Genomic DNA, 23,858 nt, shown 5'->3' on the forward strand with positions numbered 1-23,858 from the left:
AATCCATGAATGTAATCCTTATCGAAAATTATTCAAGGTAATATGGTTGGAGGTTTTTCATGATGAGAAAACAAACATCGAACCAAGGAGAACCATGGCAAAATTTATATGGTCCTAACCTCGGGTACGTGATGGAGGTATTTGAACAATACCAACAAGACCCGGAAAGTGTCGATCCTGAAATGAAGGCTTTATTTGAACAGTGGGGACCGCCGTCTGAAGCGATGGCAAACAAAAAGAGAGAAGCTCTTTCAAATCTTCCCGTCAATCCATCTATGTTCAATAAAATTGTCTCCGCAGTCAAGCTGGCAGACAATATCAGAGCATATGGCCATCTGGCAGCAGATATTTTCCCTCTGAAAGATCGTGAAAAGGATACACGCCGCATTGAATTGGCTGCGTTCGATTTGACGGAGGAAGACCTGAAGGGTGTTCCCGTTGAATTTTTATTGCCTGATGCACCTGCACACGTCCGAGATGGATTGGATGCAATCAATCATCTGAAGGACGTTTATACGAAAAAATTGGCTTTTGAATTCCATCAAGTCCATGACTTGGATGAAAAGAACTGGCTCAGGAAAACAGTTGAATCAGGTGATTTCTTCCCTAATTTTACAAAAGAACATAAAAAAAGTTTATTGACAAGATTGACAGAAGTGGAAGGGTTCGAAAAATTCATCCACCGAACATTTGTCGGCCAGAAAAGATTCTCAGTCGAGGGATTGGATACACTGATCCCAATGATTGATGAAATGATTGGATATTCCGTTCAAAGCGGAGCACGCACCGTCAATATTGGAATGGCGCACCGTGGACGTTTGAATGTGTTGGCGCATGTGCTTGAAAAGCCGTATGAACTTATATTCGCTGAATTCCAGCATGCACCGAATAAAGATTTAATCCCATCAGAAGGTTCTACCGGCATCACATATGGTTGGACTGGAGACGTGAAATATCATCTAGGCGGTGATCGCGAACTTCAAAAAGGTGATTCAGTGAGGGCACGTATAACCCTTGCTAACAATCCAAGCCACTTGGAGGTTGCAAGTCCGATCGTTGTTGGCTATACACGTGCTGCACAGGAAGAGCGGCATGTTGTCGGAGTTCCGGAAAAGGATGGATCTAAATCCTTTGCTATCCTTATCCATGGTGACGCAGCTTTCCCTGGACAAGGCGTCGTTCCGGAAACAATAAACTTGAGCCAGCTTGAAGGCTTCAGTACGAACGGCTCGATTCATATCATTGCCAATAACATGATTGGCTTCACAACGGAAAGCTACGATTCCCGTTCAACTACTTATGCATCCGATACGGCGAAAGGCTTCGAAGTGCCGATCTTGCATGTAAATGCAGATGATCCGGAGGCCTGTCTGGCGGCTGCTTACTTTGCATATGAATATCGAAGACTGTTCAAGAAGGATTTCGTCATAGACTTAATCGGCTATCGACGCTTTGGTCACAATGAGATGGACGAGCCGATGGTGACCAATCCGATGATGTATAAATTGATCCATGATCATCCTACCGTTCGATCATTGTATGCGGATCAATTAGCATCAAGCAGTGTTGTCTCGAAAGAAGAAGCTGAAAAAATAGAAAATGAAATTCAGGAAAGATTGCAGGCTGCATATGACAAAGTCCCTGCAAAAGAAAAAGATCCTGATACTACCATGGAACCGCCGGAAGAAATCGTAAATGGACTTCCTCGCATTGATACTTCCGTCGATGAAAAGGAAATTCGCTCCATCAACAGCCAATTGCTAAATTGGCCGGAAGAATTCAGTCCGTTTAAAAAATTAGCACGGATATTGAAAAGAAGGGAAAACGTATTCGAAGGCGATGGAAAAATCGATTGGGCTCACGCAGAAACCCTCGCATTCGGATCGATCATATCAGATGGTACTCCGATCCGTTTTACAGGACAGGATTCTCAGCGCGGCACATTTGCTCAGCGCCACCTGGTCCTACACGATGAGAAAACTGGTAAGGAACTTGTACCTCTGCATCATTTGGACCAAGCAAAGGCATCCTTTGTCGTTTATAATAGCCCATTGACAGAAGGAGCAGTTGTTGGATTCGAATACGGCTATAATGTCTTCGCACCAGAAACACTCGTTATTTGGGAAGCTCAATTCGGAGACTTTTCAAATGTAGCACAAGTGATGTTTGACCAGTTCATTTCTTCCGGAAGGGCGAAATGGGGACAAAAATCAGGATTGGTCATGCTGCTGCCACACGGCTACGAAGGACAAGGACCTGAGCATTCAAGTGCCAGGATGGAAAGGTTCCTTCAGCTTGGCGCAGAAAATAACTGGACAGTGGCTAATTTGTCGACTGCAGGCCAGTATTTCCATATATTGCGCAGACAGGCTGCGATTTTGCAAAAAGAAGAAGTCAGACCACTGGTCATTATGACTCCTAAATATTTGCTGCGTCATCCATTGGCAGCAGCAGAGGGAGCTGATTTGACCACTGGAGAGTTCAAGCCGGTGCTAGAACAGCAAGGTCTTGGACAAAGCCCTGAAAAAGTCGAGAGAATCGTACTTGGAAGCGGAAAAGTAATGATCGACATTGCGGATCAGCTCAAAGATTCAGAAGAATCCCTTGATTGGCTTCATGTATTGAGGGTGGAAGAAATCTATCCATTCCCAATGGAGGAAATCAAATCACACTTTGAAAAATATCCGAACCTGAAGGAAATCGTTTGGGTACAAGAAGAACCAAAAAATATGGGAGGATGGACTTTTGTCGAGCCTAGGATCGCAGAACTGGCTCCAAATGGCATCAAAGTCGAATATATTGGACGCCGCAGACGTTCCAGTCCGGCAGAAGGAGATCCGACGGTCCACCGCAAAGAACAAGCACGCATTGTAAATGAAGCAATTACCCGTACTGCAAAGAAAGCATTAACGCGATAATTAAGAGGAGGACATCACAGTGGCTGAAATTAAAGTTCCAGAGTTGGCAGAATCAATTACAGAAGGTACGATTGCACAATGGTTGAAACAACCAGGTGATCGTGTTGAAAAAGGGGAATATATCGTTGAGCTTGAAACAGATAAGGTTAACGTGGAAGTTATTTCAGAAGAAGCTGGAGTTATCCAGGAATTAAAAGCCGGCGAAGGGGATACTGTCCAAGTCGGTGAGGTTATTGCTGTTGTCGATGAAAACGGCGAAGCTGGAGCAAGCAAATCTGCTCCTGAATCGGCTGAGAAAGAAGAGCCAAAGAAAGAAGAAAAGGCTGAGGCTCCAAAAACGGAAGAACCTAAATCTGCTGCTGCGGAAGAAGATAAGGCACAAAGACCAATTGCATCTCCTGCTGCCCGCAAGCTTGCCCGCGAAAAAGGCATCGATTTAAATCAGGTTCCGACCGTCGATCCAATGGGTAGAGTAAGGGTGCAAGATGTAGAATCTTATTCAAACCAACCTTCTAAACCGGCTAAGCCTGCAGCTGAAGCGAAAGCTCCTGCTCCGGCAGCCAAGCAAGATGATTCAAAACCTGTAGTCAGGGAAAAAATGTCCAGAAGGCGTCAAACGATTGCAAAGCGCCTAGTGGAAGTCCAACAAACAGCTGCCATGTTAACAACGTTTAACGAAATTGATATGACAGCCGTAATGGAGCTAAGGAAGCGTAAAAAAGATAAATTTTTTGAACAGCACGATGTACGCTTAGGCTTTATGTCATTCTTTACAAAAGCGGTTGTAGCTGCATTGAAGAAGTTTCCATATGTGAATGCCGAAATTCAAGGTGATGAAGTCGTCCTTAAAAAGTTCTACGATGTCGGCGTTGCCGTTTCAACTGATGATGGATTGGTTGTACCGGTTGTACGTGATTGCGATCGCAAAAATTTCTCTGAAATCGAAGGAGACATTCTCAATCTTGCATTAAAGGCACGTGATAACAAATTGGCATTGAGCGATCTTCAAGGAGGAACATTTACAATCACAAACGGTGGTGTGTTCGGTTCACTTCTATCCACTCCAATCCTGAATGGTCCTCAAGTGGGGATTTTGGGAATGCATAGCATTCAACTTCGTCCAGTTGCAATCGATAAGGATACGATGGAAAACCGTCCAATGATGTATATCGCGCTTTCCTACGATCACCGCATCATCGATGGAAAAGAAGCGGTCGGTTTCTTGAAAATGGTCAAGGAGCTGCTTGAAAATCCTGAAGACCTTTTGCTTGAAGGCTAATCATTGATTTTATAGAGGCTGGGACAAAAGTGTTTTAGTCGAAGCAAAACCCGAACTATAGTTCGAAATCTTTCATTAGAATTCGGATTAGTTCGGGTTTTTTATGTTAAAGCGTGTTGTTGATCATAGCTTGTTCTGGCTGTTATTGGAGTGCAAGACGAAGACTCATCGAAAACGAATTCGCATTTTCTTCGTGCGCAGTGATTTCAAGGAAGCTGATTCAATTTCCAGCGGGAAAAGCGGTACAGGTGAGTCCCCGCAGGAGCGCATCGATGAGGATGCTCACCGTCCACCTGAGGAAATATGATTTCTGCAATTGTTCGTCTATAGAGTGGAGTGATGTATCCCAATTTCTTTTATTTTGGTTGTTAGTATAGATACCTGATTTTTTTGCGCTAAGGAAACTTTTTGGCTCTGGCGACATAAACTATAAAAAAGGAGTTAAGGATATGAGTAAAAGAATCAATAAAAAAATAATGGGCTATTCAATGATCTTAAAAAAATTTAAAGTGATCGATCATGAACAATATCAAAACATATGCCAAAACAAAACCACAAAAATGCCAACGGAATTTTAAAAAGAGGGCCGGCATGATTAATCACAGACCTTCCTCAACGGGGTGATGGACCCGCCAGGAAAAGGTAGTGATTAATTTATGCCCGCCCTTGTCTTATTTTACAGGAGAATGAAATGTTTCTTCAGCGTCTTGATTTAAGTGGATTAATTCCTCTTTTTCTAATTTCATCTTTTAAAAGCTTTGCCCAATCACGATCCTGACCGTTTTTCTCCGCGTCTCTGTAGGCCGCTACCAACTGTTCATTACTCATAATTTTCAAGTAAAAGCCCTCCTTATGAAATTAGAATATTCTATATTTTCTATACATTCTAACGTGTTTCCTCCTAAATGAAAAGGGGGTATTTAAAAAATAATTCAAAAGTACGAAATTTGTAAAAATAAACGGAAAATAAGTGTAATATGTAGAAAGGAAGATAAAATATGTAATGAAAACGATTGGGGGATTATGGGATGAGTGCTTTTATTCAAAATACGCTTCATCAAATAGATGTGACCGTTAAAAGCATCGATCAGTTATTTCACATGATAGACCCTCAGGATTGGCCGTCTGTACCTTTTCAGAATAAATTCACATTGGGGGAGCTTGCCAGTCACATTTCCCTGATTCTAAAAGCAGATTTAATGATAGCAAATGGTGCTTCACAAAAGGAAATGAACCATTTTTATGATAATGCAAACACTCGGACTGTAAGGGAATGCCAAGTCCAATTAACAGATGGCCAACAAAGGCTGATTCAATTTTATACTGGTCAGGCTGAAGAAGAACTTTTTAAAAAGACGACGTCCTACTGGGGGACAACATATACCCGTTTTGAATGGCTGCTGGAAATATTAGTCCATCTAACGCATCATAGAGAACAATTATTTTTATATTTGAATTTGATCGGGAAAGATTGCAGTGCTGTATCCTTATTTGAATAAATGGAGGCGATTGAATGAATCTAAGGCTTGATCATATTGTTCATTTTGTTTATGAAGATATAGATTTGCCGATCAAGTTTCTCGACAGCAAAGGACTGCATGCCGTCAGAGGTGGGAGACATGCTGCCTGGGGAACGGAAAACAGCATATTTCACGCTGGTTTATCCTACATAGAATTCTTAAGGATTATAGATCAGGATAAGTCCATGGCTGCCGATAATCCTCTTATTGCCATTTTAGCAAGTGATAAAAGGGCAGGGGATGGCCTAGGCCAAATTTGCTTCAGGACAGATGACATTTTACGATTAAAATCGGATTTGAACAGAAAAAAAGTGAAAACAAGTACTATCATTAATGGCCAAAGACTTCAGGAGAATGGACAATTATTGAAATGGAAAATGTTATTTATAGTCGGTGGGAATCAAAAAAATCTGCCGATGCCATTTTTCATCGAGTGGGAGGAATCGGACGACTCCCGAATGCAGCGATTAATAAACCAAGGAATCCTTCAGCCGCAAAACAAAGAATTATCGATCCATGCTATTCTAATTGCAGTAAGAAGCGTTGCAAAGACTGTCGAAGAGTGGGCGGGTATCTTTGACCTGGATATGGATGATATGGTAATCGATGATCCTGAGTGGGGGGCTAAGCGAAAGGCGTTTACTTTAGGAGATGCAAACCTTGTGTTTCTTGAGCCATTCCGAAACAGCCCTTTGACAAAAATTCTGGAAAGTAAGGGAGAGAGGCCAGTGGCCATCCAATTCAGTCCAGGCATATTTTCCACATATACCGAATTTCTTGGTGCCTATTATCGATAGCAATTAGAATGATAGAACTGCCGCTTAAAAAGCGGCAGTTTCTTTATTAGTCCCCCTGAAAGCGAACATCCGCGCAAAACTACCTTTGATGTTTAGAAGCAAACTATACAAAGAAAGACTTTTTATAAGGATGGATTTCATTTGAGATTAAAGCCCGGATGGGATATTATATAATTGAATATTCTAAAAATTAAAACGAAATGTAAGCGCAAACAAAACCTACATACATATTTTTTCTGTAATGAAACGAAGGGAATAGGGGGAGTTATCAATGGACAAGCTGTTACATCAAACAGTCGGGCAGTTATTAAAGGAAAAAGCGGACCTGCATCCCGACCATGAGGCAGTCGTATATTCCGACCGCGGATTGAGATTGACGTATAGGGAATTTGATGACTATTGCAAGAAGATTGCCAAAGGTTTCATGAAATTGGGAATTGAAAAAGGGGAGAATATAGCGGTCTGGTCTACGAATACACCAGAATGGCTTGCATGTCAATTCGCTACAGGCAAAATGGGCGGGGTGATGGTGACAGTTAATACAAATTATCAAAGGGCTGAACTTGAGTATTTGCTGAAGCAATCCGATTCCACCACGATTATCCTCATCGAGAAATTTCGAGATACATCCTACATCGAAATGATTTATGAAATTTGTCCTGAACTCGCCTATTCAAAGCCTGGGCGATTACGGAGCGAAAGCCTACCTTTTCTAAAAAATGTTGTGGTTCTGGGAGATAAGAGATATCCTGGTACTTTTTCCTGGAGTGATATAGAAGAATCAGGACATGGTGTAAGCAATGAAGAGTTAGATGAAAGAATGAACTCATTGGCAGCTTCTGAAGTGATCAATATGCAGTATACATCCGGTACTACGGGTTTTCCAAAAGGAGTGATGCTGACCCATTCAAATATAGTAAATAATGCTTTTAACATTGCAAATTGTATGAAACTGACAAAGGATGATCGATTATGCATCCCCGTTCCATTCTTTCACTGTTTCGGATGTGTCTTGGGGACATTGGCCTGTGTATCGGTCGGTGCAACAATCGTCCCTGTCCAGGAGTTTAATCCAGAGGCGGTAATGAAAACAGTTGAGGAAGAAAAATGTACAGGTCTTCATGGTGTTCCCACCATGTTCATTGCTGAATTAAACCATCCTAATTTTTCTTCCTATGATCTTTCTACACTCCGGACCGGCATCATGGCCGGCTCCAATTGTCCGATTGAAGTGATGAAAGCTGTCATTGAAAAAATGGGAGCAACTGAAATTACCATTGCATACGGACAGACTGAATCTTCTCCAGTGATTACGCAAACAAGGACAGATGATGACATCAATTTAAGAGTGGAGACAGTAGGAAGGGCACTGCCGCAAGTGGAAGTGAAAATTGTGGCACCTGGAACGGCTGAAGAAGTACCGGATGGAGAACAAGGGGAGCTATGTACAAGAGGCTACCATGTCATGAAAGGCTATTATAAAAATGAAGAAGCGACAAAGGCAGCAATCGATGAAGAAGGCTGGCTTCATACGGGCGATTTGGCGATAAAAGATGAAAATGGATATTGCAGGATTACGGGCAGGTTAAAAGACATGATCATACGTGGTGGTGAGAATATTTATCCTCGAGAAATTGAAGAATTCCTATACACCCATCCAAAGGTTTTAGATGTGCAGGTTGTCGGTATTCCGGATGAAGTATTTGGGGAAGAGGTCATGGCGTGGGTAATTTTGAAAGATGGCCAAAATGCCAGTCCAGAGGAGCTTAGGGATTATTGCAAAGGCAAGATTTCCAGGCACAAAATTCCTAAGTACATCGAATTTACCGATTCCTATCCAATGACAGCGTCAGGTAAGATCCAGAAGTTCAGGCTAAGGGAAGAGGCAGTGAGCCTGGTCGTAGATAAATAATAAATAAATGGACCTGGCACGGAATATGGCCAGGTCCATTTATTTATTGGAATTGAAGGAATATTGAGAAGATGATATATTTATTTAAGGCTTTTTCTCAAAGATTGTTGTATTTATTAGATTTTTTATTAAAATTAGCAACAAAATATGAGAAATGGGCCTAACGAAAAGAGCTTCTGAGAATCATAGTTACAATTAGATTCAGATAATAATATTATGTTAACCAAAATAGGGGGGCTTTAAAATGGGTTATCTATTTGTATATGGGACTTTCCGTAAAAAAGAGAGTAATCATTCATTCTTAAAGGACGCTGTACTCATAGCAAGCCAGGCATGGTTGAAAGGCACTTTATATGATACTGCAAAAGGCTATCCAGCCCTTGATTTAAACGGTGATTCGGCAGTATATGGTGAACTTTACGAGATTGACCAAGATATTTTATCAGATTTGGATGAGGTGGAGGGATTCAAAGAGGGAAGGGAATCCAATCTTTTTGTTCGAAGAACAGGAATCATCCATACTGACTTGGGAGAAAAAGAAGCAAGCTATTACACAGCTGGAAATCGTGATTTTCTGATAGAAGAAATCAAATCCGGTGACTGGAGAGTACATAAATTCATTCAAAATCCTCCGGAAGAATTATATTATTTTGCGTATGGTTCATGTATGGATAATGAACGCTTCAAGAAGGCAAAGGTAGATCATCTCTTTACTGATATCGTTGGCGGAGGAAGGTTGAAAAATTTCTCGATGAAATATACGTTTTGTGTCCATGATGGCGGCAGGGGAGATATTGTCGAAGATTTTGGGGAAACAGAGGGTGTTCTCTATAGAGTGAACTGGGATGCTTTTGACTACCTATTTGAAAGGGAAGGAGTAGCGCCCGGATGGTACCGCGCCGCATTGGTGGATATAGAAACATCATATCGTACATATGATGATGTTCTTACTTTTATCGTGATTGCCAAGCATCAAGAGTCTCGACCTCCTTTGCATTATGCAAGGGAAATCCTGCGAGGAGCCAACCCGCATGTGAGCAAAGATTATATGAACAAATTATATAATCAACTTGTGGAATTGAAATTGGAAGAAAAGCAATTACTAGAGTTAAAAACGATCTTACAACAATGAAATAGTTAAAATTACCCATAAACTTTTGAAGTATATGGGTAATTTTGATTATGATAACGTTTTCTTTTATTTGGTAAAATGGAAAAGAATAGAATGATAGGGGAGGAAACTGAATGAAATTAAGGATGTTGAAGGTTGTTTTTTCATTATTGGTCATGAGTGTTATGCTGTTGGGGAATTTTTTTAACCCAATTATGCAAGCGGTTGCACAAACCGATTCCACAAAAATAATTATTCATTACCAAGAAGCTCCGGATAATCAAAAAGATTGGAATCTATGGGTATGGCCAGAAGGTGGAGATGGAGCAAAATATGATTTTACTGGTGAAGATGCCTATGGTAAAGTGGCGGAGGTCGAAGTCAGCGGCATCCATCAAAAAATTGGATTCATTGTCCGTACTGACAGCTGGGATAAGGACGGCGGGGACAGATGGATTGATACATCCAGCGGTGTTGGTGAAGTATGGGTTAAAGCAGGGGATGACCAAACATACACCGCCCCGCCTGATGGGGAATATCGTGATATCCCAAGCTATCAGCATATTAAGGTCAAGATTCACTACCATCGATATGACCAAAATTATGATGGATGGAACTTATGGGTATGGAATCCGGAACATGATGGCCAGAAAGTAAATTTTGATGCCATGGATGATTACGGCAAAGTAGCTGAAGTGGAATTGAACGATCCGGATGGTATTGAAAAGCTGGGATTCATTGTCAGAAAGAGTACCGAAGGGAATGATTGGGCATCCAAGGATATAGATCACGACCGTTATATCACAAGGTTTGATGCTGATGGAACAGCAGAAGTATGGCTCGTCCAGGGGCAGGAGACGATATATGAAAATCAAGGGTTTGTGAATTTGAACCCTGCAATTACGCATGCGTCGATAGATGCTTTCAATCAAATTACATTGGAGACAAACGTTCCTTTTTCATTAAAGGATGCAGCCGATCAAATCAAAATAGAAGGTGCTGATATTGAAAGAGTTGCCTCTTTTGATGATAATTTAACAGATCTGACTAATAAAATCAAAATATTCACAAAGGAAGATCTTGATCTTACCAAGTCGTACACTCTTTTATTTAATGATTTTGGTACTAGGGCGATTACGGTCGGAAAAGTGGTACGCTCTGATGAATTTGATCAAAAATATTTTTACGATGGATGGCTTGGCAATCAGTATGACAAAAAAGAAACGAAATTCACGCTTTGGGCTCCCACTGCTTCTGAAGCAATGCTTGCCGTTTATCCTGATGCTGCATCTGCGGAAACCAAAGAAATCCCAATGTCTTCAGGCGAAAATGGGACATGGAAAGCAGCTTTAAAAGGAAATCAAGATGGGCTTGTTTATACCTATAAGGTGAAAATCGGCGGTGTATGGACAGAAGCCGTCGACCCCTATGCGAGGGCAGTAACCATAAATGGCGATCGTGGAGTTGTCGTAGATTTATCAAAAACAAACCCAGATCATTGGAACAATCATAAACCTGAATTGATTCATCCTGAGGATGCCATCATTTATGAAGCGCATGTGAGGGACTTATCGATTTCACCAAACAGTGGGATTCAGCATAAGGGGAAATTTTTAGGTGTTGCCGAAAAGAACACGAAAGGGCCAGATGGAGTCAAAACAGGATTGGATCATATTAAGGCATTAGGTGTTACACATGTCCAATTCCTGCCAATATTCGATTTTAACAGCATTGATGAAACCAAGCTGGATCAATCGCAGTACAATTGGGGATATGATCCTAAAAATTATAATGTGCCGGAAGGATCTTATTCAACGGACCCTGCCGATCCTTATGATAGAATCATTGAACTGAAGACAATGATACAAACACTCCATGATAGCAAGCTCAGGATAATCATGGATGTAGTCTACAACCATGTATTCAGTGCAAGTCAATCCAATTTCCAAAAGTTGGTCCCAGGCTATTATTTCAGGTATAACGAAGACGGAACATTGGCCAATGGAACTGGTGTGGGAAATGACACAGCTTCCGAAAGAAAAATGATGAAAAAATTCATTGTCGATTCTGTATCCTATTGGGCCAAGGAATATCATATGGATGGATTCCGATTCGATCTAATGGGAATTCATGATACGGGAACGATGAATGCAGTGAGGGACGCATTGAATAAAATCGATCCAAGCATCATTATTCTTGGAGAAGGCTGGGACCTAAACACACCTTTGGATCCATCCTTGAAGGCGGACCAAAAAAATGCAGAAGATATGCCAGGAATCGCACACTTCAATGACAGTATCCGTGATGCATTAAAGGGAAGTGTATTCAATGACTTGGATACAGGGTTTGTCAATGGAAAACAAGGGGTAGAGGAGATCATGAAGGAAGGCATACAAGCGGGCATCAGCTATCCTGATGACATTGCCACTTACCGCGATCCCGAACAAGTAATTAACTATGTCGAAGCCCATGACAACCTGACACTATGGGATAAACTGAAGCTTACCAACCCAGAGGCTGATGAGGAGACCTTGAAGCAGATGCATAAGCTTGCATCATCCATCCTATTGACATCAGAGGGGATTCCTTTCATTCATGCTGGGCAGGAGTTCATGAGAACGAAGTATGGGGATCATAATAGCTATCAATCACCAGATTCCATAAATCAACTTGATTGGAGCAGGTGCAGAGAATTTAGTTCGGAAGTAGACTATGTAAAAGGCCTAATAGAGCTCCGGAAGCACTATAAATCATTCCGTATGACGACTGCAGGAGAAATAGAGAAACAATTGAAATTCATCCCTGCATCAAAAAATATTGTTGCATACTCATTAAATGCAAAAGCATTGCATGATAAGGCAAATGAGATTGTGGTCATTCACAATGCCAACCAAGAAGAGAAGACGGTAACACTTCCGTATAGCGGAACCTGGCATCTTCTCGTGAATGGAGAAAAATCAGGAATCCGAACAATAAAAATCATCCACGGCAATAAAGTGAATATTTCACCACTATCCACTTTTGTACTGAAAAGGTAATAGAAAAAAGTTGAGCAGGATTTTTTAGATGCGAATTCGTAAAGATTGTTGTTAAAAATCTTACTGCACATTTTAACGCCTAAATAGATGTTTAGCTCGTTGAAATATAGGATCCCGGCTCTTTTCTCGCTTATTCGGCCATTTTAAAGTTTAAAAATTAAATGGACAATCCTTTTTTAGTTGTTAAAGCAACAAAGTTTGAGAAAAGAGCCTTTCAGAAAAACGGCTGTGCACCATTGGAGCACAGCCTCTATTATGTATTAGACTTATCCAGCAAGTCCGTATTTTTTTCGACGATCGGTATATATTTGCCGCAAAACCCAAATGCCTTAATGATGACCTGGTGCCCGTCAATGGTTTCAAAGGTTTTCTCCACTGTATTAAAAATCAAATAACCGTTTTCTATGAAGCTGCTAGTTTGTATGATAGGCACACTATTATCCTCTGAGATAACTTGAGAACACTCATCATTTTGGCAGCTGACATGATAGTTGTCGGATAGCCAATGGTCAAAATCGGAGAGGGTAGGTCTAAGGTATATTGAAAAAATGAAAAAAATCAAGAGACAAAAGCCTATTATTTTTTTTGGCCAACGATTCATGGGATGTACCTCCAACTATGTACTTATAAAAAAATAACATAATTGAAAGAATTTCTCTATCATTCCCGTAATAGATTTCACTTATCATTCTTTTGTCCTATGTGATAGTTTTTTATTTCAATGTGCAAAAAGTGAAGGAGCTTCTAAATAAGAAGAGGGTAACCCAAAAATAGATCATTTGGGCCACCCTCTTCTTATTTATGCCATTCTAATCAATGGAATTGCTGAGAAAGATTAAATCTACTCCTTCCGCGGACGAATTGGTAAGCTTCCTCGCCTCGCTGAAGGGAGCTTGCAGGACATAGAATAGATTTCCTTAAATCAACACTGCACGAAGAAAATACGAATGTATTTTCGAGGAGTCTCGTAGATTCCCTCACAATCACCCAAAATCAAAATTCGAAAATAAAAAGAGAAGCTGACTAGAAAAGGTCATTGACAAATGCCTTTTGAGTCAGCTCCTTCTTTTTATATTATTACTTCATTCCGACCCAGACACTCTTGACTTCTGTATAATTGTCTAATGCATAGGAGCCCATTTCACGTCCGATGCCGGATTGTTTATAGCCCCCGAATGGAGAAGCTGCGTCAAATGCGTTGTAGCAATTGACCCAAACCGTACCTGCGCGGAGCTTGTTGGCAATGTAGTGGCCTTTGGCAATATCACGTGTCCAAACGCCTGCCGCTAATCCATATTCACTATTATTAGCGCGTTCGATCACTTCATCCAAATCTTCATAAGGCATTGCAGAAATGACAGGACCGAAGATTTCTTCCTTGGCAATCGTCATTTCGTCATTTACATCTGCAAAAATGGTTGGAGCAACAAAATAACCTTGTTCGGAAGGTTTAACCCCACCAGCCAATAGTTCTGCACCTTCGCTTAAGCCTTTTTCGATATAGCTCATGACCCGATTTTGCTGTTCTTGGGAAACTAGTGGTCCCATTTCAGTATCTTCATGCAGTCCGAAGCCTTGTTTAATGTTTTTAGCATGTGAAGCCATATCTGCAAGAACATTATCGAAATGTTTCTTTTGGATGAATACGCGAGACCCCGCACAGCATACTTGACCTTGGTTGAACATGACCCCGTTCAACGCACCAGGAATGGCTTTGGACATATCAGCATCTGGCAGGATGATGTTTGGAGATTTTCCGCCAAGTTCCAAAGTGACGCGCTTTAAATTTTTTGATGCGCGGCTCATGATTGTCTTTCCGACTTCAGTGGAACCGGTGAAGGCGATTTTATCCACAAGTGGATGATCGACCAATGGTTGTCCGGCAGTTTCGCCGAATCCAGGAACCACATTCAGTACGCCAGGCGGGAATCCAGCTTCTTCAGCTAATTCTGCAAGATAAAGTGCAGAAAGAGGAGTCTGTTCAGCTGGTTTTAAAACTACTGTACAGCCAGTAGCAAGTGCAGCACCGAGCTTCCACATCGCCATCAACAATGGGAAGTTCCACGGGATGATCTGGCCAACCACACCAACTGCTTCATGTCGAGTGTAGTTGAAGAATGGACCGGAAACAGGAATCGTTTGTCCCACAATTTTCGTTGACCATCCAGCATAATATCTCATATGTTCAATCGCTAATGGAATATCTGCGTTGGCAGTTTCACGGATCGGCTTTCCGTTGTCCAACGTTTCAAGTTGTGCTAGTTCATCTTTGTTTTCTTCCATTAAGTCAGCCAGCTTGTACATGATTCGACTGCGTTTAGCTGCACTCATTTTAGACCAAGGGCCTTCATCGAAAGCCTTTCTTGCAGCTTTTACGGCGCGATCGATATCTTCTGGGCCAGCTTCATATAATGTTGCCAGTACTTCCCCTGTGGCAGGGTTAGGGGTATCAAATGTTTTTTGATTTGCACTTTCGACAAATTCACCATTAATATACAATTTTTTTGTTCCTTGTAGAAACTCTTCAACCTTTTTGTTTACGTTCACCATTAATTGACTCATTTTTTTACCTCCCGATTGTGAAGTTTTATGTACGGCCTTAAGATGAATCGTACAAAATGCATAACGTTTTGATAACGCTTACATATTCCATCGTACTATTAATATTCGCAAAATTCAATGAATTTTTTTCGTCTTTATTAGCCAATACCCGATAAATTTTGAATATTTTCGACGAGAAAGCATAAAAAAACAGGCAAAAAGAAGCTGCCTGTTGGTCCTTTTTCTATTAGCCAAAAAATAAATCGAGGATATTTGACGCTGTGCTGGAATCTTTATTATAAAATTCACAGTACCCGCATTTTTTGCAATATACGACAAGGAATCGATTATTCTGAACATCGAACATTTTTGAAAGCCCGGTTCCGGTGGTTGCAATTTCCTTTTGGCCAGCGTCCTTGCTTCCACACTTAATGCACCCTTTTTCCGTCATTGTCATTTCCTCCTTCATAAGTCTGTAGTAAACTATACGAACAGCCTATGAAAAAGTTTCATTTATATTGCTATAGGTTGCTTGGAGTGAAAAAAGTAATTATACTAACAATTACAAAATGAAAAGAGAGGAAGTCATCAAATGATTCATTACGATTGGACAGAAAGACCAACATTAAAGAAAGTCAAATGCGTACATACAAATGCAGAAAAATATATGGTTAATAATGTATTGACAGAAGGAAACCTTTATGAAGTGAAAAATGAAACGGATGAATATTATTTCGTCATCGATAATAGCGGGAAAATAGGCGGTTTCTATAAGGAATATTTCCAGGACGCATAGAAATTATTAATAAATAGGAATAAACGGAGCTTTCTTGTCAAATCTTATTACATGTAAAAAGATAAGGTTGAATGGAGGAAGTCCACATGACAAATGCACAACAAGCAATCCAACAGGCTAAACAAGCACTGCAGCAAGCCCAGCAAAATACTTTTGGCTCTGTAGATCAACTTGAACGAGCAACAGCAGCCTTGAAAGAATGCATGAACTCAACTGAAGCAGGAGAAAAGGCAGATCAGCTAAGAGATATCCATAATGCTGTGCAGCAAGCCTGCAATGCATGCAAGGAGCCGCATAATCAACAAGCAATTGAAAATTCTGTACAGCAGGCGATGCGAGCTTGTGAACAAGCCGATACAATCGGCGGACAAGAAGGCAGCGAAACAACAATGTAAAGTAAAGAGACTGGTCCATTTATCCTGGGCCAGTCTTTATTTGTTCTTTTAGTTATTGTGCAGTATATCCTCCATCCAAAACAACTGCCTGTCCAGTCACGCCTTTCGCCTGATCACTGCATAAAAAGAGAGCGTAGTCCGCAATCTCTTTTGCAGAAATCAGTCTCTTTTGGGGAACCAACGGGTAAATCACTTCTTCGAAAACTTTCTCAACTGAGATTTTTCGGGTATCAGCAATTCCTTGCAGCTGCTTTTGGACGAGTGGTGTGTCAACATAGCCGGGGCATAGAGCATTTACTGTAATCCCGTTTGGTGCGCTTTCAAGAGCAGCAACCTTCGTTAACCCGATCACACCATGTTTTGCACTGTTATATGCGGCTTTTCCAGCAAAGCCAATCAGACCATTTATTGATGCCATATTGATGATTCGGCCGAAGCCTTGTTCTTTCATGACAGGAAGAACGTTTTTTATTGCTATGAATGGAGCCGTCAGCATGATTTTGATCATTTGTTCAAATTTTTCTGTTGGGAAGTCTTCAATGTCCGCTACGTATTGCAAGCCGGCATTGTTGATTAGCAAATCAATGGTTCCGTACGTTTGTTTGGCCATTTCCAATGCATTGATTATTTCTTCTTCTTTCATGACATTGCAGGCGATCCCTATCGCTTTAAATCCATCTGATTGTAAATCATTTGCAGCCTTAATCGCTGCTTGCTCGTTAATATCAGAAATCACCACATTAGCACCTGCGATTGCAAATTCTTTAGCGATTTCATAGCCGATTCCACTGGCAGCCCCCGTGATAAAAGCTGTTCGGTCCTTCATGTTCATTTTTATTCCCCCAAAACATTTATTATTGACTTATACAAGTGTAATCCTAAGAAAAATATAAGTAAAATACATATAATAAATACCAATGATAACTGTTAGTTATAGGAGTGATAAAAATGGACATCAAACATTTAACATATTTTATAGAGGTGGCAAAGCAAAAGAACTTTACAAAAGCTTCTCATATCCTGCATATTTCCCAACCAGCATTAAGTAAAATGATCAAAAACCTAGAGGCGGAACTTGATGTGACTTTAATCGACCGTACATATAAGAAAATGGAACTGACCGATGCCGGCAAAGTGGTTTATGAGAAAGGAGTGAAGGTTGTTCAATTTATGGCTGATTTGGACCAATCCTTATATGATGTCATCAATTTGAAGAAGGGAACCATAAAAATCGGTCTTCCTCCAATCATTGGCTCACTTTTTTTCCCTGGGATCATGGCTGATTTTCGAAAGAAATATCCGGATGTAGTGATAAAGATTATGGAATTTGGTGCGAAAAAAGTAGAGGACAGCATTGAAGAGGGCCTGATTGATATCGGAGTCGTCCCTCTGCCTGTTAAGGATGATATTTTTGATCAAATTCCATTTCTGAAGGAAGGGATGAGCGTTATTGTCCATGAGTCACATCCACTATCAAAAAGGGATTTCATCCATTTGAAGGAAGTTTCACATGAGAATTTCATCTTATTCAATGAAGATTTTGCATTGCATGATTTAATTATCCAGGCATGTATCAAAGAAGGTTTTTATCCAGAAATCGTGCTTGAAAGTTCGCAGTGGGATTTTCTTGTAGAAATGGTTGCGGTAAATATAGGGATTACTATCCTTCCGAATTCCATTTCTGAAAAGATTGATCTCCCTGCCATTAAAATAGTTCCTTTAAAGCCAGCTTCTCTTCTCTGGGAACTATCTGTAATCATGAAAAAAAACAGGTATGTTCCTTACGTAGGTAAAGCATTTATAGAAGAAATCAAGAATTGGAAACAAGGACTGCCATCATAGCCTAAAGTTATAATAATGATAAAGAATATATATTTTACTCATCTTTAATCCCAGGTGTATAGTATGAATTGCATCAAGATATAAGGAGGAGTCGGAAATGAATAACGACAGATATCAAAAAGGATTAAATAAATTAATGGAATATACAACAGAAGGAAATGAAAAAGTTTCGACGCATTTGAAAATTGTCGATGATCTAAAAGACCTTGCCCCTGATGTCGGAAACTTTATCATTGAATTCGCATATGGTGAGATTTATACAAGACCTGTACTGGATAATCAACAACGGGCATTGATCGTGATTTCTTCCCTTGCCACACAAGGGACAGAACCGCAGCTGGAGCTCCATATCAATACAGGCTTAACATCGGGATTATCTCCTAATATGATAGTGGAATCTATTATACAATTAATTCCTTATACTGGTTTCCCAAGAGTTTTGAATGCATTGCGCGTTGCTAAAAAGGTATTTGCTGAAAGAGATCTGTATCAAGCAAAAGAAGCCTAGTATCGATGAAAAGTGTATGGATGATCATACTTCAGATCATTTTCATCAATTTCTTTTATCTGAGCGGTATTTCTTTGTCAAGTTGGCTGCGTTTACCGATTCCTGGTAGCATGGTTGGCCTGGTCTTACTGTTTGTCTGTTTGAAAATGAAAATTATCAAGATGAAATGGGTTGAAAAAGGGGCTAAATGGCTTGCGGCAGAGCTCCTTTTATTTTTTATCCCATCTTCCGCTGCAGGGATTGCCGGATTTCCGGATGCACTAAGCCTATCTAGTCTGAGGATTATATTCATTATCTTATTAAGCACCTTAATGGTCATGGGAGTTACAGGTGTAGTTGCTGAATTCATTCACAAGAAGAGGAATAGGAATCTTTTATGATATGGTTCGTTCTCGCAATCACTTTATACTATTTGACAAAAAGTATATATATAAAGTATAAAAATCCTTTATTAAATCCACTTATACTTTGCCCAAGCATACTTGCTTTTGTCATTATGATGTCTTGGGTTCCCGCTAAGGAATTCAGCACTGGGACAAAGTCGATCAGCTACTTGCTCGGACCGGCAACAGTATCTTTTGCCGTGCCTGTATATAGGCACTTGGACTTGATCAAGAAATATGCAATTGAATTGATGCTGAGTGTTGCAGCAGGTTCGATCACTGCGGTTATGACCTCTTTTCTCTTAAGCAAGTGGATCCATTTTTCCAGTCAAATGGAGAGCACCATGATTCCCCGATCCATAACGACACCTATTGCCATGGATGTTTCAAAGACGTTAGGCGGCATTCCCACTTTGACGGCCGCTTTCGTCATTTGCACTGGAATCATAGGTTCCATTGTTGGTCCTATTGTCATTCGCATGTGTGCCATTAAAACCCCCATTGCAAAAGGTGTACTGCTAGGGATGGGCGCCCATGGAGCCGGTACATCAAAGGCTTTTGAAATAGGGACAGTGGAAGGGTCAATTTCGAGTATTGCCATGATCCTCGGCGCCCTTGCTACCATTGTCTGGGCATATATTTGGATTCCATTGCTGCTTTCATAATCATTTACACTGGAAGAATTTCAGATGTTATTATAATAGAAGAAATAACTTTCAGGAGGGAAACCAATGCTTGATATTAAATTGCCGAAAGAGCAAAAACAACTTCTAATCGGGAGGATTCAAACCTATTTTTACGAAGACCGGGGTGAAGAAATAGGCGATCTTGCTGCAGAGAACTTTTTTCATTTCATCCTTAAGGAGTTTGGTCCATTTATTTATAATCAGGGAGTACAGGATTCAAAGTTCGTCCTTGAACAAAAAATGGAGAACCTAGATGAGGACCTGGAAGCTTTGAAAAGAATTCCAATGCGATAATGAAGACTTGGTAAAAACGTTTGGTTCACAAAATGTGATCCAAACGTTTTTTTTGTGGTCAAAGCAAAAGAAAGAGGAAAAATGACGAATCATGTCGAATATTTTAGTAAGGACTTAAAGAAAGGAGGAATGAATTAAAGGTATACGTAGACCCCATTTTTTAATCTTCTTGAACACACATTGAATAGTGGAGGGATCAATATGGAATCCTTGCCGACTGACAAAATGCCCCCAGTGACACCGTATACAATCAACCCGGAATTTTTCAACCCTGACCTCGCTAGTGCCTTTTACCGCCGAATCATTGAAATGATCCATATGTTTGAAGCTGAATTGGATGAAACGGAGGAAATCGGAATCAGGCTTGTATCATTCGGCCATTCGATCCAATTTCATATAGAGGATGTCAGCTATTACAACCCAAGCCTGATTACGTTTATCGGCAAGCTCGGGGATGGGGCGAAAGTAAAACTCGTTCAGCATGTAAGCCAAATAAGCTTCCTGTTGATGGCATTGCCGAAGCGCACAGAAAATGCAGCACCGAGAAGGATAGGATTTACTTTGAAAGAAAGTTTGGAAGAATAAGAAGAGGTGGGATTAAGTGGTGGGAGCGAGACTCGAGTCTCAGAACTGAACCGTTGGTCATTTCGAAAAACCCCGGACCAAAGCGAAGAGGCTCACCGGCCGTCCCTCCGAAAGCGAGCATCCTTCCGCGCCGATTAACATGGCACAACCTTTGATGAATAGCAACAAAAAACGTTAGATAAGATCCATAAAAAAAGAGAATGGAAAGATCCATTCTCTTTTGCATATCATCACAGTTAATTATTTTGAAGTAGTCGTTTCTGGCTTATTTTGATATATCTTCTTGGCAATCAACGTTTGTGCTACCAAGAAAACCCCTCCTACTGCCCAATAGAGTGCAAGGGCTGCTGGAGCACTGAAGGATATGACCAAAATCATGATTGGGGAAAGCAATGTCATGAACTTCATTTGTTTTTGCTGTTCCTCTGTCATACCGACCATCGTCACTCGGGACTGGAAGAAGTATGCAATTCCTGCCAGGATGGCCATCGGAATATCAGGTTGTCCAAGGTTGAACCAAAGGAAACTATGTGTAGCAATTTCATGGGAGCTTCGGATGGCATAATATAATCCCATCCAGATCGGCATTTGGATCAGGATAGGCAAACAGCCCATATTTAATGGATTGACGCCGTGCTTTTTATAAAGTCCCATCATTTCAGCTTGAAGCTCTTTTTGCTTGGCTGGGTCTTTTTCCTGTTTCAGTCTCTTTTGAACCTTATCCAACTCAGGCTTCATGACTGCCATTTTGTCTTTCATCTGCTGCTGGTTTTTATAGGTTTTCAATGTAAGCGGCAAAAGTATAGACCTAATCAAAAGAGTAATGATGATGATGGCAATTCCATAGCTTCCTGCTGTAAAGTCTGCAATCATCTTGATGGCTTCAGCAAATGGGGAAACCAATGATTTATGAAAGAAGCTATCATTATTGGTAGCTGCTGAGCAAGCTGATAATAAAAATGTAGATCCTGCTAACATTAAAATAGTAATAAGACGTTTCAAAATATATCCTCCTCAAATTATCTTTCAGTTGTTAGTATGAGTAGAGAAGGAGCAAATGATCATCTTGATCATCATTCGGCCGCTCTTTCCTTTTAACCGTTTTCAATATCCACATAATAACAGGCGTATAAACCGTTGATTTCAGGTTCTCAGTCTTGGATTCCGATTTGAATGAACCAGAAACTGTTGGACGTACGCCATCTTGTGTGATAGGTTGATCAATAAACCAACGCCATGTTTTAAAGACGGTGAAGCTAAAAATAATACTTACATAAAAGGAATACACGACCGGATCACTTGTCAATTCGAACAAATAGTCCATTTCCGTTCGCCACCTTCAATCTTGTCTGTTTGAGTATAGCTTATTTTTATTCCATTCTCAAATTCTTTTTCAACAATCATACGAAAAATTCATATAAAAGTTTCAAGTATTTCATAATTTCTTCAATATTGGCTCTGTTAAACACCGCTGTTAATTTCCAGGCAAGCCCTCCTCGATTGGCTGCGGGGCATCACCTGTCTTGCTCTGGGGCTTAGGGGCTCGAGGTCATAAGCCGATTCTGTCAAAAAGGCAAAGGATGCCTTTCAGTCAGATTGGTCTTATGCTTGTCGCCCCTAGGCAAAGCCCCGCCGCTTTTCGAATTGTCCCGCTAATCCCGCCGGAGTCTTCGTCTTGCACTCCAATCAACAGCTGGAAACAGGCTAATATCAACACCAAGCTTTAACAGAGGCTCAATATTATTAATAAAATACTTTTTTCATAAGGAGTGTTGTTTTCAAAAATTTTTCTTAATGATAATACATCACCTAGTATTGATTGATGGACCAGCCTGCAGCGAGAATCAACTGTGAAAAAGCTTAATAATAATGTAAGCGGAGTGAGAGCGTTGAGCCAAAAAAATCATTTGATTTATCCCATATTGGAAAACGAAGCAAGCATCGAGTTTCAAATTGTAAGCAAGAATAACATCTTGTCCAAACATGCGGTCCGATTCACTGTGAAATTTAACGAAGAACGCGACGGTGATCGGTATAAGAGTACTATTTTCCTTAATAATCTACATTTAAAAATCGAAAAAAACAAAAATTCCTTTTTGATACATATTGTTCCGAAAGTCGATTTAGAACCAAAACTGATTAAACAACGAAGTCTAATCTCAAATCCTTCTTTCTTTTTGCCCTTGGCATATTCCTGCAACGTCTCGATGGCCATCATGGGCAAACGACAAGTTGATCAATATATGGCTGCGGTTTCTGAAGCATTAAAAACATTTATTAAAGAAACGATAATGAATAACTAGTCCGTAAGGTTTGCATTGAAAACGGTTAACAAGATAAAATACCCCATGTCAATAATGAATCGTAGAGAGGAATAGGATTTATGAATATACAAACAGAAATTCAAGAATTAGTAAATGATAGAAGAAAAAAATTCAGCCAATCCATTGATAATGGCCTGGTTGGAAATAGTGGATATAAAGCTGCCGAAGAATCCATTTTGATCGATGCCATCACTGCATTGGCTATCGGGAAGAATGTCCTTTTGAAAGGGCCGACGGGTTCCGGGAAAACCAAATTAGCCGAAACATTGTCCAATTTATTCAAGCAGCCGATGCACAGCATCAACTGTTCGGTGGATTTAGATGCAGAAGCGATGCTGGGTTATAAGACAATCAGTCATAAGGAAGGGGTAAGCGGGATAGAGTTTATCGAAGGTCCTGTCATCAAAGCGATGAAAAAAGGCCATCTTTTATATATAGATGAAATCAACATGGCCAAGCCTGAGACTTTGCCTATATTAAACGGTGTCCTCGATTACCGCAGGACAATCACCAACCCATTCACCGGGGAAGTCATTACAGCAGACGGAAGCTTTGGAGTAGTTGCAGCCATCAATGAAGGTTATGTTGGAACAGTTCCGTTAAATGAAGCGCTTAAAAATAGGTTTGTCATTATCGAAGTGCCTTATATTCAACGGGAAGTGCTTAAGGAGGTTCTTCAACAGCAAAGCAGGCTGCAAGATCCCAAACTGATTGATAAGTTCGTCACCCTGTCCAGTGACCTGATCATCCAAGTCAATAATGGACAAGTTTCAGAAGAGGCCGCATCCATCCGCGCCTTGATCGACGCATGTGATTTAGCGGTATACCTTCCGCCATTAAGGGCCATCCAACGTGGAATCGTTGATAAGGTGGAGGATGAAAGAGAAAGAGCAGCCATCTATAATATTGCCCAGACGCTGTTTGAGTGA

Annotated in this window: 26 protein-coding genes; 19 read left to right on the top strand and 7 right to left on the bottom strand. The window is 40.6% G+C overall.

Annotated features, from left to right (window positions below; translation table 11 throughout):
• Positions 1–62 precede the first annotated feature (62 nt).
• The 4 genes from D9X91_RS10185 to D9X91_RS23045 all read left to right on the top strand — a co-directional run bounded on the left by D9X91_RS10185 (position 63) and on the right by D9X91_RS23045 (position 4,775).
• Positions 63–2,918: a 2-oxoglutarate dehydrogenase E1 component gene (locus D9X91_RS10185; protein WP_121680678.1), complete on the top strand. Its 2,856-nt coding sequence runs from the start codon at positions 63–65 to the stop codon at positions 2,916–2,918.
• A 19-nt stretch (positions 2,919–2,937) separates the two neighbouring features.
• Positions 2,938–4,197, top strand: a complete 1,260-nt coding sequence (odhB, locus tag D9X91_RS10190) for a 2-oxoglutarate dehydrogenase complex dihydrolipoyllysine-residue succinyltransferase (protein ID WP_121680514.1) — start codon at positions 2,938–2,940, stop codon at positions 4,195–4,197.
• Between the two features lie 103 nt (positions 4,198–4,300).
• Positions 4,301–4,504, top strand: coding sequence for a hypothetical protein (locus D9X91_RS10195; protein WP_121680515.1), 204 nt, complete (start codon positions 4,301–4,303; stop codon positions 4,502–4,504).
• A gap of 142 nt (positions 4,505–4,646) precedes the next feature.
• On the top strand, positions 4,647–4,775 hold the full coding sequence (locus D9X91_RS23045) for a hypothetical protein (RefSeq protein ID WP_267900810.1): 129 nt from the start codon (positions 4,647–4,649) through the stop codon (positions 4,773–4,775).
• A gap of 121 nt (positions 4,776–4,896) precedes the next feature.
• On the opposite strand, the gene sda is transcribed toward D9X91_RS23045, so the two are convergent.
• On the bottom strand, positions 4,897–5,025 hold the full coding sequence (sda, locus tag D9X91_RS10200) for a sporulation histidine kinase inhibitor Sda (RefSeq protein ID WP_325050515.1): 129 nt from the start codon (positions 5,023–5,025) through the stop codon (positions 4,897–4,899).
• Positions 5,026–5,225: 200 nt separating this feature from the next.
• Here sda and D9X91_RS10205 point away from each other — a divergent pair, with 200 nt between their 5' ends.
• The 5 genes from D9X91_RS10205 (at position 5,226) to pulA (ending at position 12,575) form a co-directional block, all read left to right on the top strand.
• Positions 5,226–5,696 (top strand): DinB family protein, encoded by a 471-nt coding sequence (locus D9X91_RS10205; RefSeq protein WP_121680517.1) that lies wholly within the window; start codon positions 5,226–5,228, stop codon positions 5,694–5,696.
• A 14-nt stretch (positions 5,697–5,710) separates the two neighbouring features.
• Entirely contained in the window at positions 5,711–6,514 is an 804-nt protein-coding gene (locus D9X91_RS10210; RefSeq protein WP_121680518.1) for a VOC family protein, read from the top strand.
• Positions 6,515–6,794: 280 nt separating this feature from the next.
• Positions 6,795–8,426 (top strand): AMP-binding protein, encoded by a 1,632-nt coding sequence (locus D9X91_RS10215; protein ID WP_121680679.1) that lies wholly within the window; start codon positions 6,795–6,797, stop codon positions 8,424–8,426.
• A gap of 244 nt (positions 8,427–8,670) precedes the next feature.
• The gene (locus D9X91_RS10220) at positions 8,671–9,558 is read left to right on the top strand and encodes a gamma-glutamylcyclotransferase (RefSeq protein WP_121680519.1); all 888 of its coding nucleotides are present in this window, start codon (positions 8,671–8,673) and stop codon (positions 9,556–9,558) included.
• A 113-nt stretch (positions 9,559–9,671) separates the two neighbouring features.
• Positions 9,672–12,575, top strand: coding sequence for a type I pullulanase (gene pulA, locus D9X91_RS10225; protein ID WP_233569763.1), 2,904 nt, complete (start codon positions 9,672–9,674; stop codon positions 12,573–12,575).
• Positions 12,576–12,828: 253 nt separating this feature from the next.
• Here pulA and D9X91_RS22340 read toward each other — a convergent pair whose 3' ends face one another.
• The 3 genes from D9X91_RS22340 to D9X91_RS10240 all read right to left on the bottom strand — a co-directional run bounded on the left by D9X91_RS22340 (position 12,829) and on the right by D9X91_RS10240 (position 15,567).
• A complete protein-coding gene (locus tag D9X91_RS22340; RefSeq protein ID WP_148709064.1) occupies positions 12,829–13,008 on the bottom strand; it encodes a hypothetical protein in 180 nt (59 codons plus the stop codon).
• Between the two features lie 644 nt (positions 13,009–13,652).
• A complete protein-coding gene (locus D9X91_RS10235; protein ID WP_121680521.1) occupies positions 13,653–15,137 on the bottom strand; it encodes an aldehyde dehydrogenase family protein in 1,485 nt (494 codons plus the stop codon).
• A gap of 226 nt (positions 15,138–15,363) precedes the next feature.
• Complete coding sequence (locus D9X91_RS10240) at positions 15,364–15,567, bottom strand: zinc ribbon domain-containing protein (RefSeq protein WP_121680522.1); 204 nt, start codon at positions 15,565–15,567, stop codon at positions 15,364–15,366.
• Between the two features lie 141 nt (positions 15,568–15,708).
• Here D9X91_RS10240 and D9X91_RS10245 point away from each other — a divergent pair, with 141 nt between their 5' ends.
• Together D9X91_RS10245 and D9X91_RS10250 are read left to right on the top strand one after the other, a co-directional pair.
• Positions 15,709–15,912 carry a DUF6501 family protein gene (locus tag D9X91_RS10245; RefSeq protein WP_121680523.1) on the top strand — a complete coding sequence of 68 codons (204 nt, stop codon included), beginning with the start codon at positions 15,709–15,711 and terminating at the stop codon, positions 15,910–15,912.
• Between the two features lie 86 nt (positions 15,913–15,998).
• Positions 15,999–16,307 carry a hypothetical protein gene (locus D9X91_RS10250; RefSeq protein WP_121680524.1) on the top strand — a complete coding sequence of 103 codons (309 nt, stop codon included), beginning with the start codon at positions 15,999–16,001 and terminating at the stop codon, positions 16,305–16,307.
• A gap of 52 nt (positions 16,308–16,359) precedes the next feature.
• Here the strand turns inward: D9X91_RS10250 and D9X91_RS10255 are convergent, their stop codons facing one another.
• Positions 16,360–17,139, bottom strand: a complete 780-nt coding sequence (locus D9X91_RS10255) for a 3-hydroxybutyrate dehydrogenase (protein WP_121680525.1) — start codon at positions 17,137–17,139, stop codon at positions 16,360–16,362.
• A gap of 116 nt (positions 17,140–17,255) precedes the next feature.
• On the opposite strand from D9X91_RS10255, the gene D9X91_RS10260 reads away from it, so the two are divergent.
• From D9X91_RS10260 to D9X91_RS10285, 6 genes are all read left to right on the top strand, one after another.
• Positions 17,256–18,149: a LysR family transcriptional regulator gene (locus D9X91_RS10260; RefSeq protein WP_121680526.1), complete on the top strand. Its 894-nt coding sequence runs from the start codon at positions 17,256–17,258 to the stop codon at positions 18,147–18,149.
• Positions 18,150–18,246: 97 nt separating this feature from the next.
• A complete protein-coding gene (locus D9X91_RS10265; RefSeq protein ID WP_121680527.1) occupies positions 18,247–18,657 on the top strand; it encodes a carboxymuconolactone decarboxylase family protein in 411 nt (136 codons plus the stop codon).
• A gap of 5 nt (positions 18,658–18,662) precedes the next feature.
• The gene (locus D9X91_RS10270) at positions 18,663–19,037 is read left to right on the top strand and encodes a CidA/LrgA family protein (protein ID WP_121680528.1); all 375 of its coding nucleotides are present in this window, start codon (positions 18,663–18,665) and stop codon (positions 19,035–19,037) included.
• The gene (locus D9X91_RS10275; protein ID WP_121680529.1) at positions 19,034–19,705 is read left to right on the top strand and encodes an LrgB family protein; all 672 of its coding nucleotides are present in this window, start codon (positions 19,034–19,036) and stop codon (positions 19,703–19,705) included. The genes D9X91_RS10270 and D9X91_RS10275 overlap by 4 nt, the downstream gene beginning before the upstream one ends.
• Positions 19,706–19,771: 66 nt before the next feature.
• Positions 19,772–20,020, top strand: a complete 249-nt coding sequence (locus tag D9X91_RS10280; protein WP_121680530.1) for a DUF2164 domain-containing protein — start codon at positions 19,772–19,774, stop codon at positions 20,018–20,020.
• A 201-nt stretch (positions 20,021–20,221) separates the two neighbouring features.
• Positions 20,222–20,605, top strand: a complete 384-nt coding sequence (locus D9X91_RS10285) for a DUF6173 family protein (RefSeq protein ID WP_121680531.1) — start codon at positions 20,222–20,224, stop codon at positions 20,603–20,605.
• A gap of 240 nt (positions 20,606–20,845) precedes the next feature.
• Here D9X91_RS10285 and yidC read toward each other — a convergent pair whose 3' ends face one another.
• Together yidC and D9X91_RS10295 are read right to left on the bottom strand one after the other, a co-directional pair.
• On the bottom strand, positions 20,846–21,607 hold the full coding sequence (gene yidC, locus D9X91_RS10290; protein ID WP_121680532.1) for a membrane protein insertase YidC: 762 nt from the start codon (positions 21,605–21,607) through the stop codon (positions 20,846–20,848).
• A gap of 31 nt (positions 21,608–21,638) precedes the next feature.
• Positions 21,639–21,929 (bottom strand): hypothetical protein, encoded by a 291-nt coding sequence (locus D9X91_RS10295; protein ID WP_121680533.1) that lies wholly within the window; start codon positions 21,927–21,929, stop codon positions 21,639–21,641.
• 565 nt (positions 21,930–22,494) lie between these two features.
• Here D9X91_RS10295 and D9X91_RS10300 point away from each other — a divergent pair.
• Complete coding sequence (locus D9X91_RS10300) at positions 22,495–22,908, top strand: hypothetical protein (RefSeq protein ID WP_121680534.1); 414 nt, start codon at positions 22,495–22,497, stop codon at positions 22,906–22,908.
• Between the two features lie 80 nt (positions 22,909–22,988).
• Positions 22,989–23,858 carry an ATP-binding protein gene (locus D9X91_RS10305; protein WP_121680535.1) on the top strand — a complete coding sequence of 290 codons (870 nt, stop codon included), beginning with the start codon at positions 22,989–22,991 and terminating at the stop codon, positions 23,856–23,858.

Source organism: Falsibacillus albus (assembly GCF_003668575.1).
GTDB classification, from domain to species: Bacteria; Bacillota; Bacilli; order Bacillales; family DSM-25281; genus Falsibacillus; species Falsibacillus albus.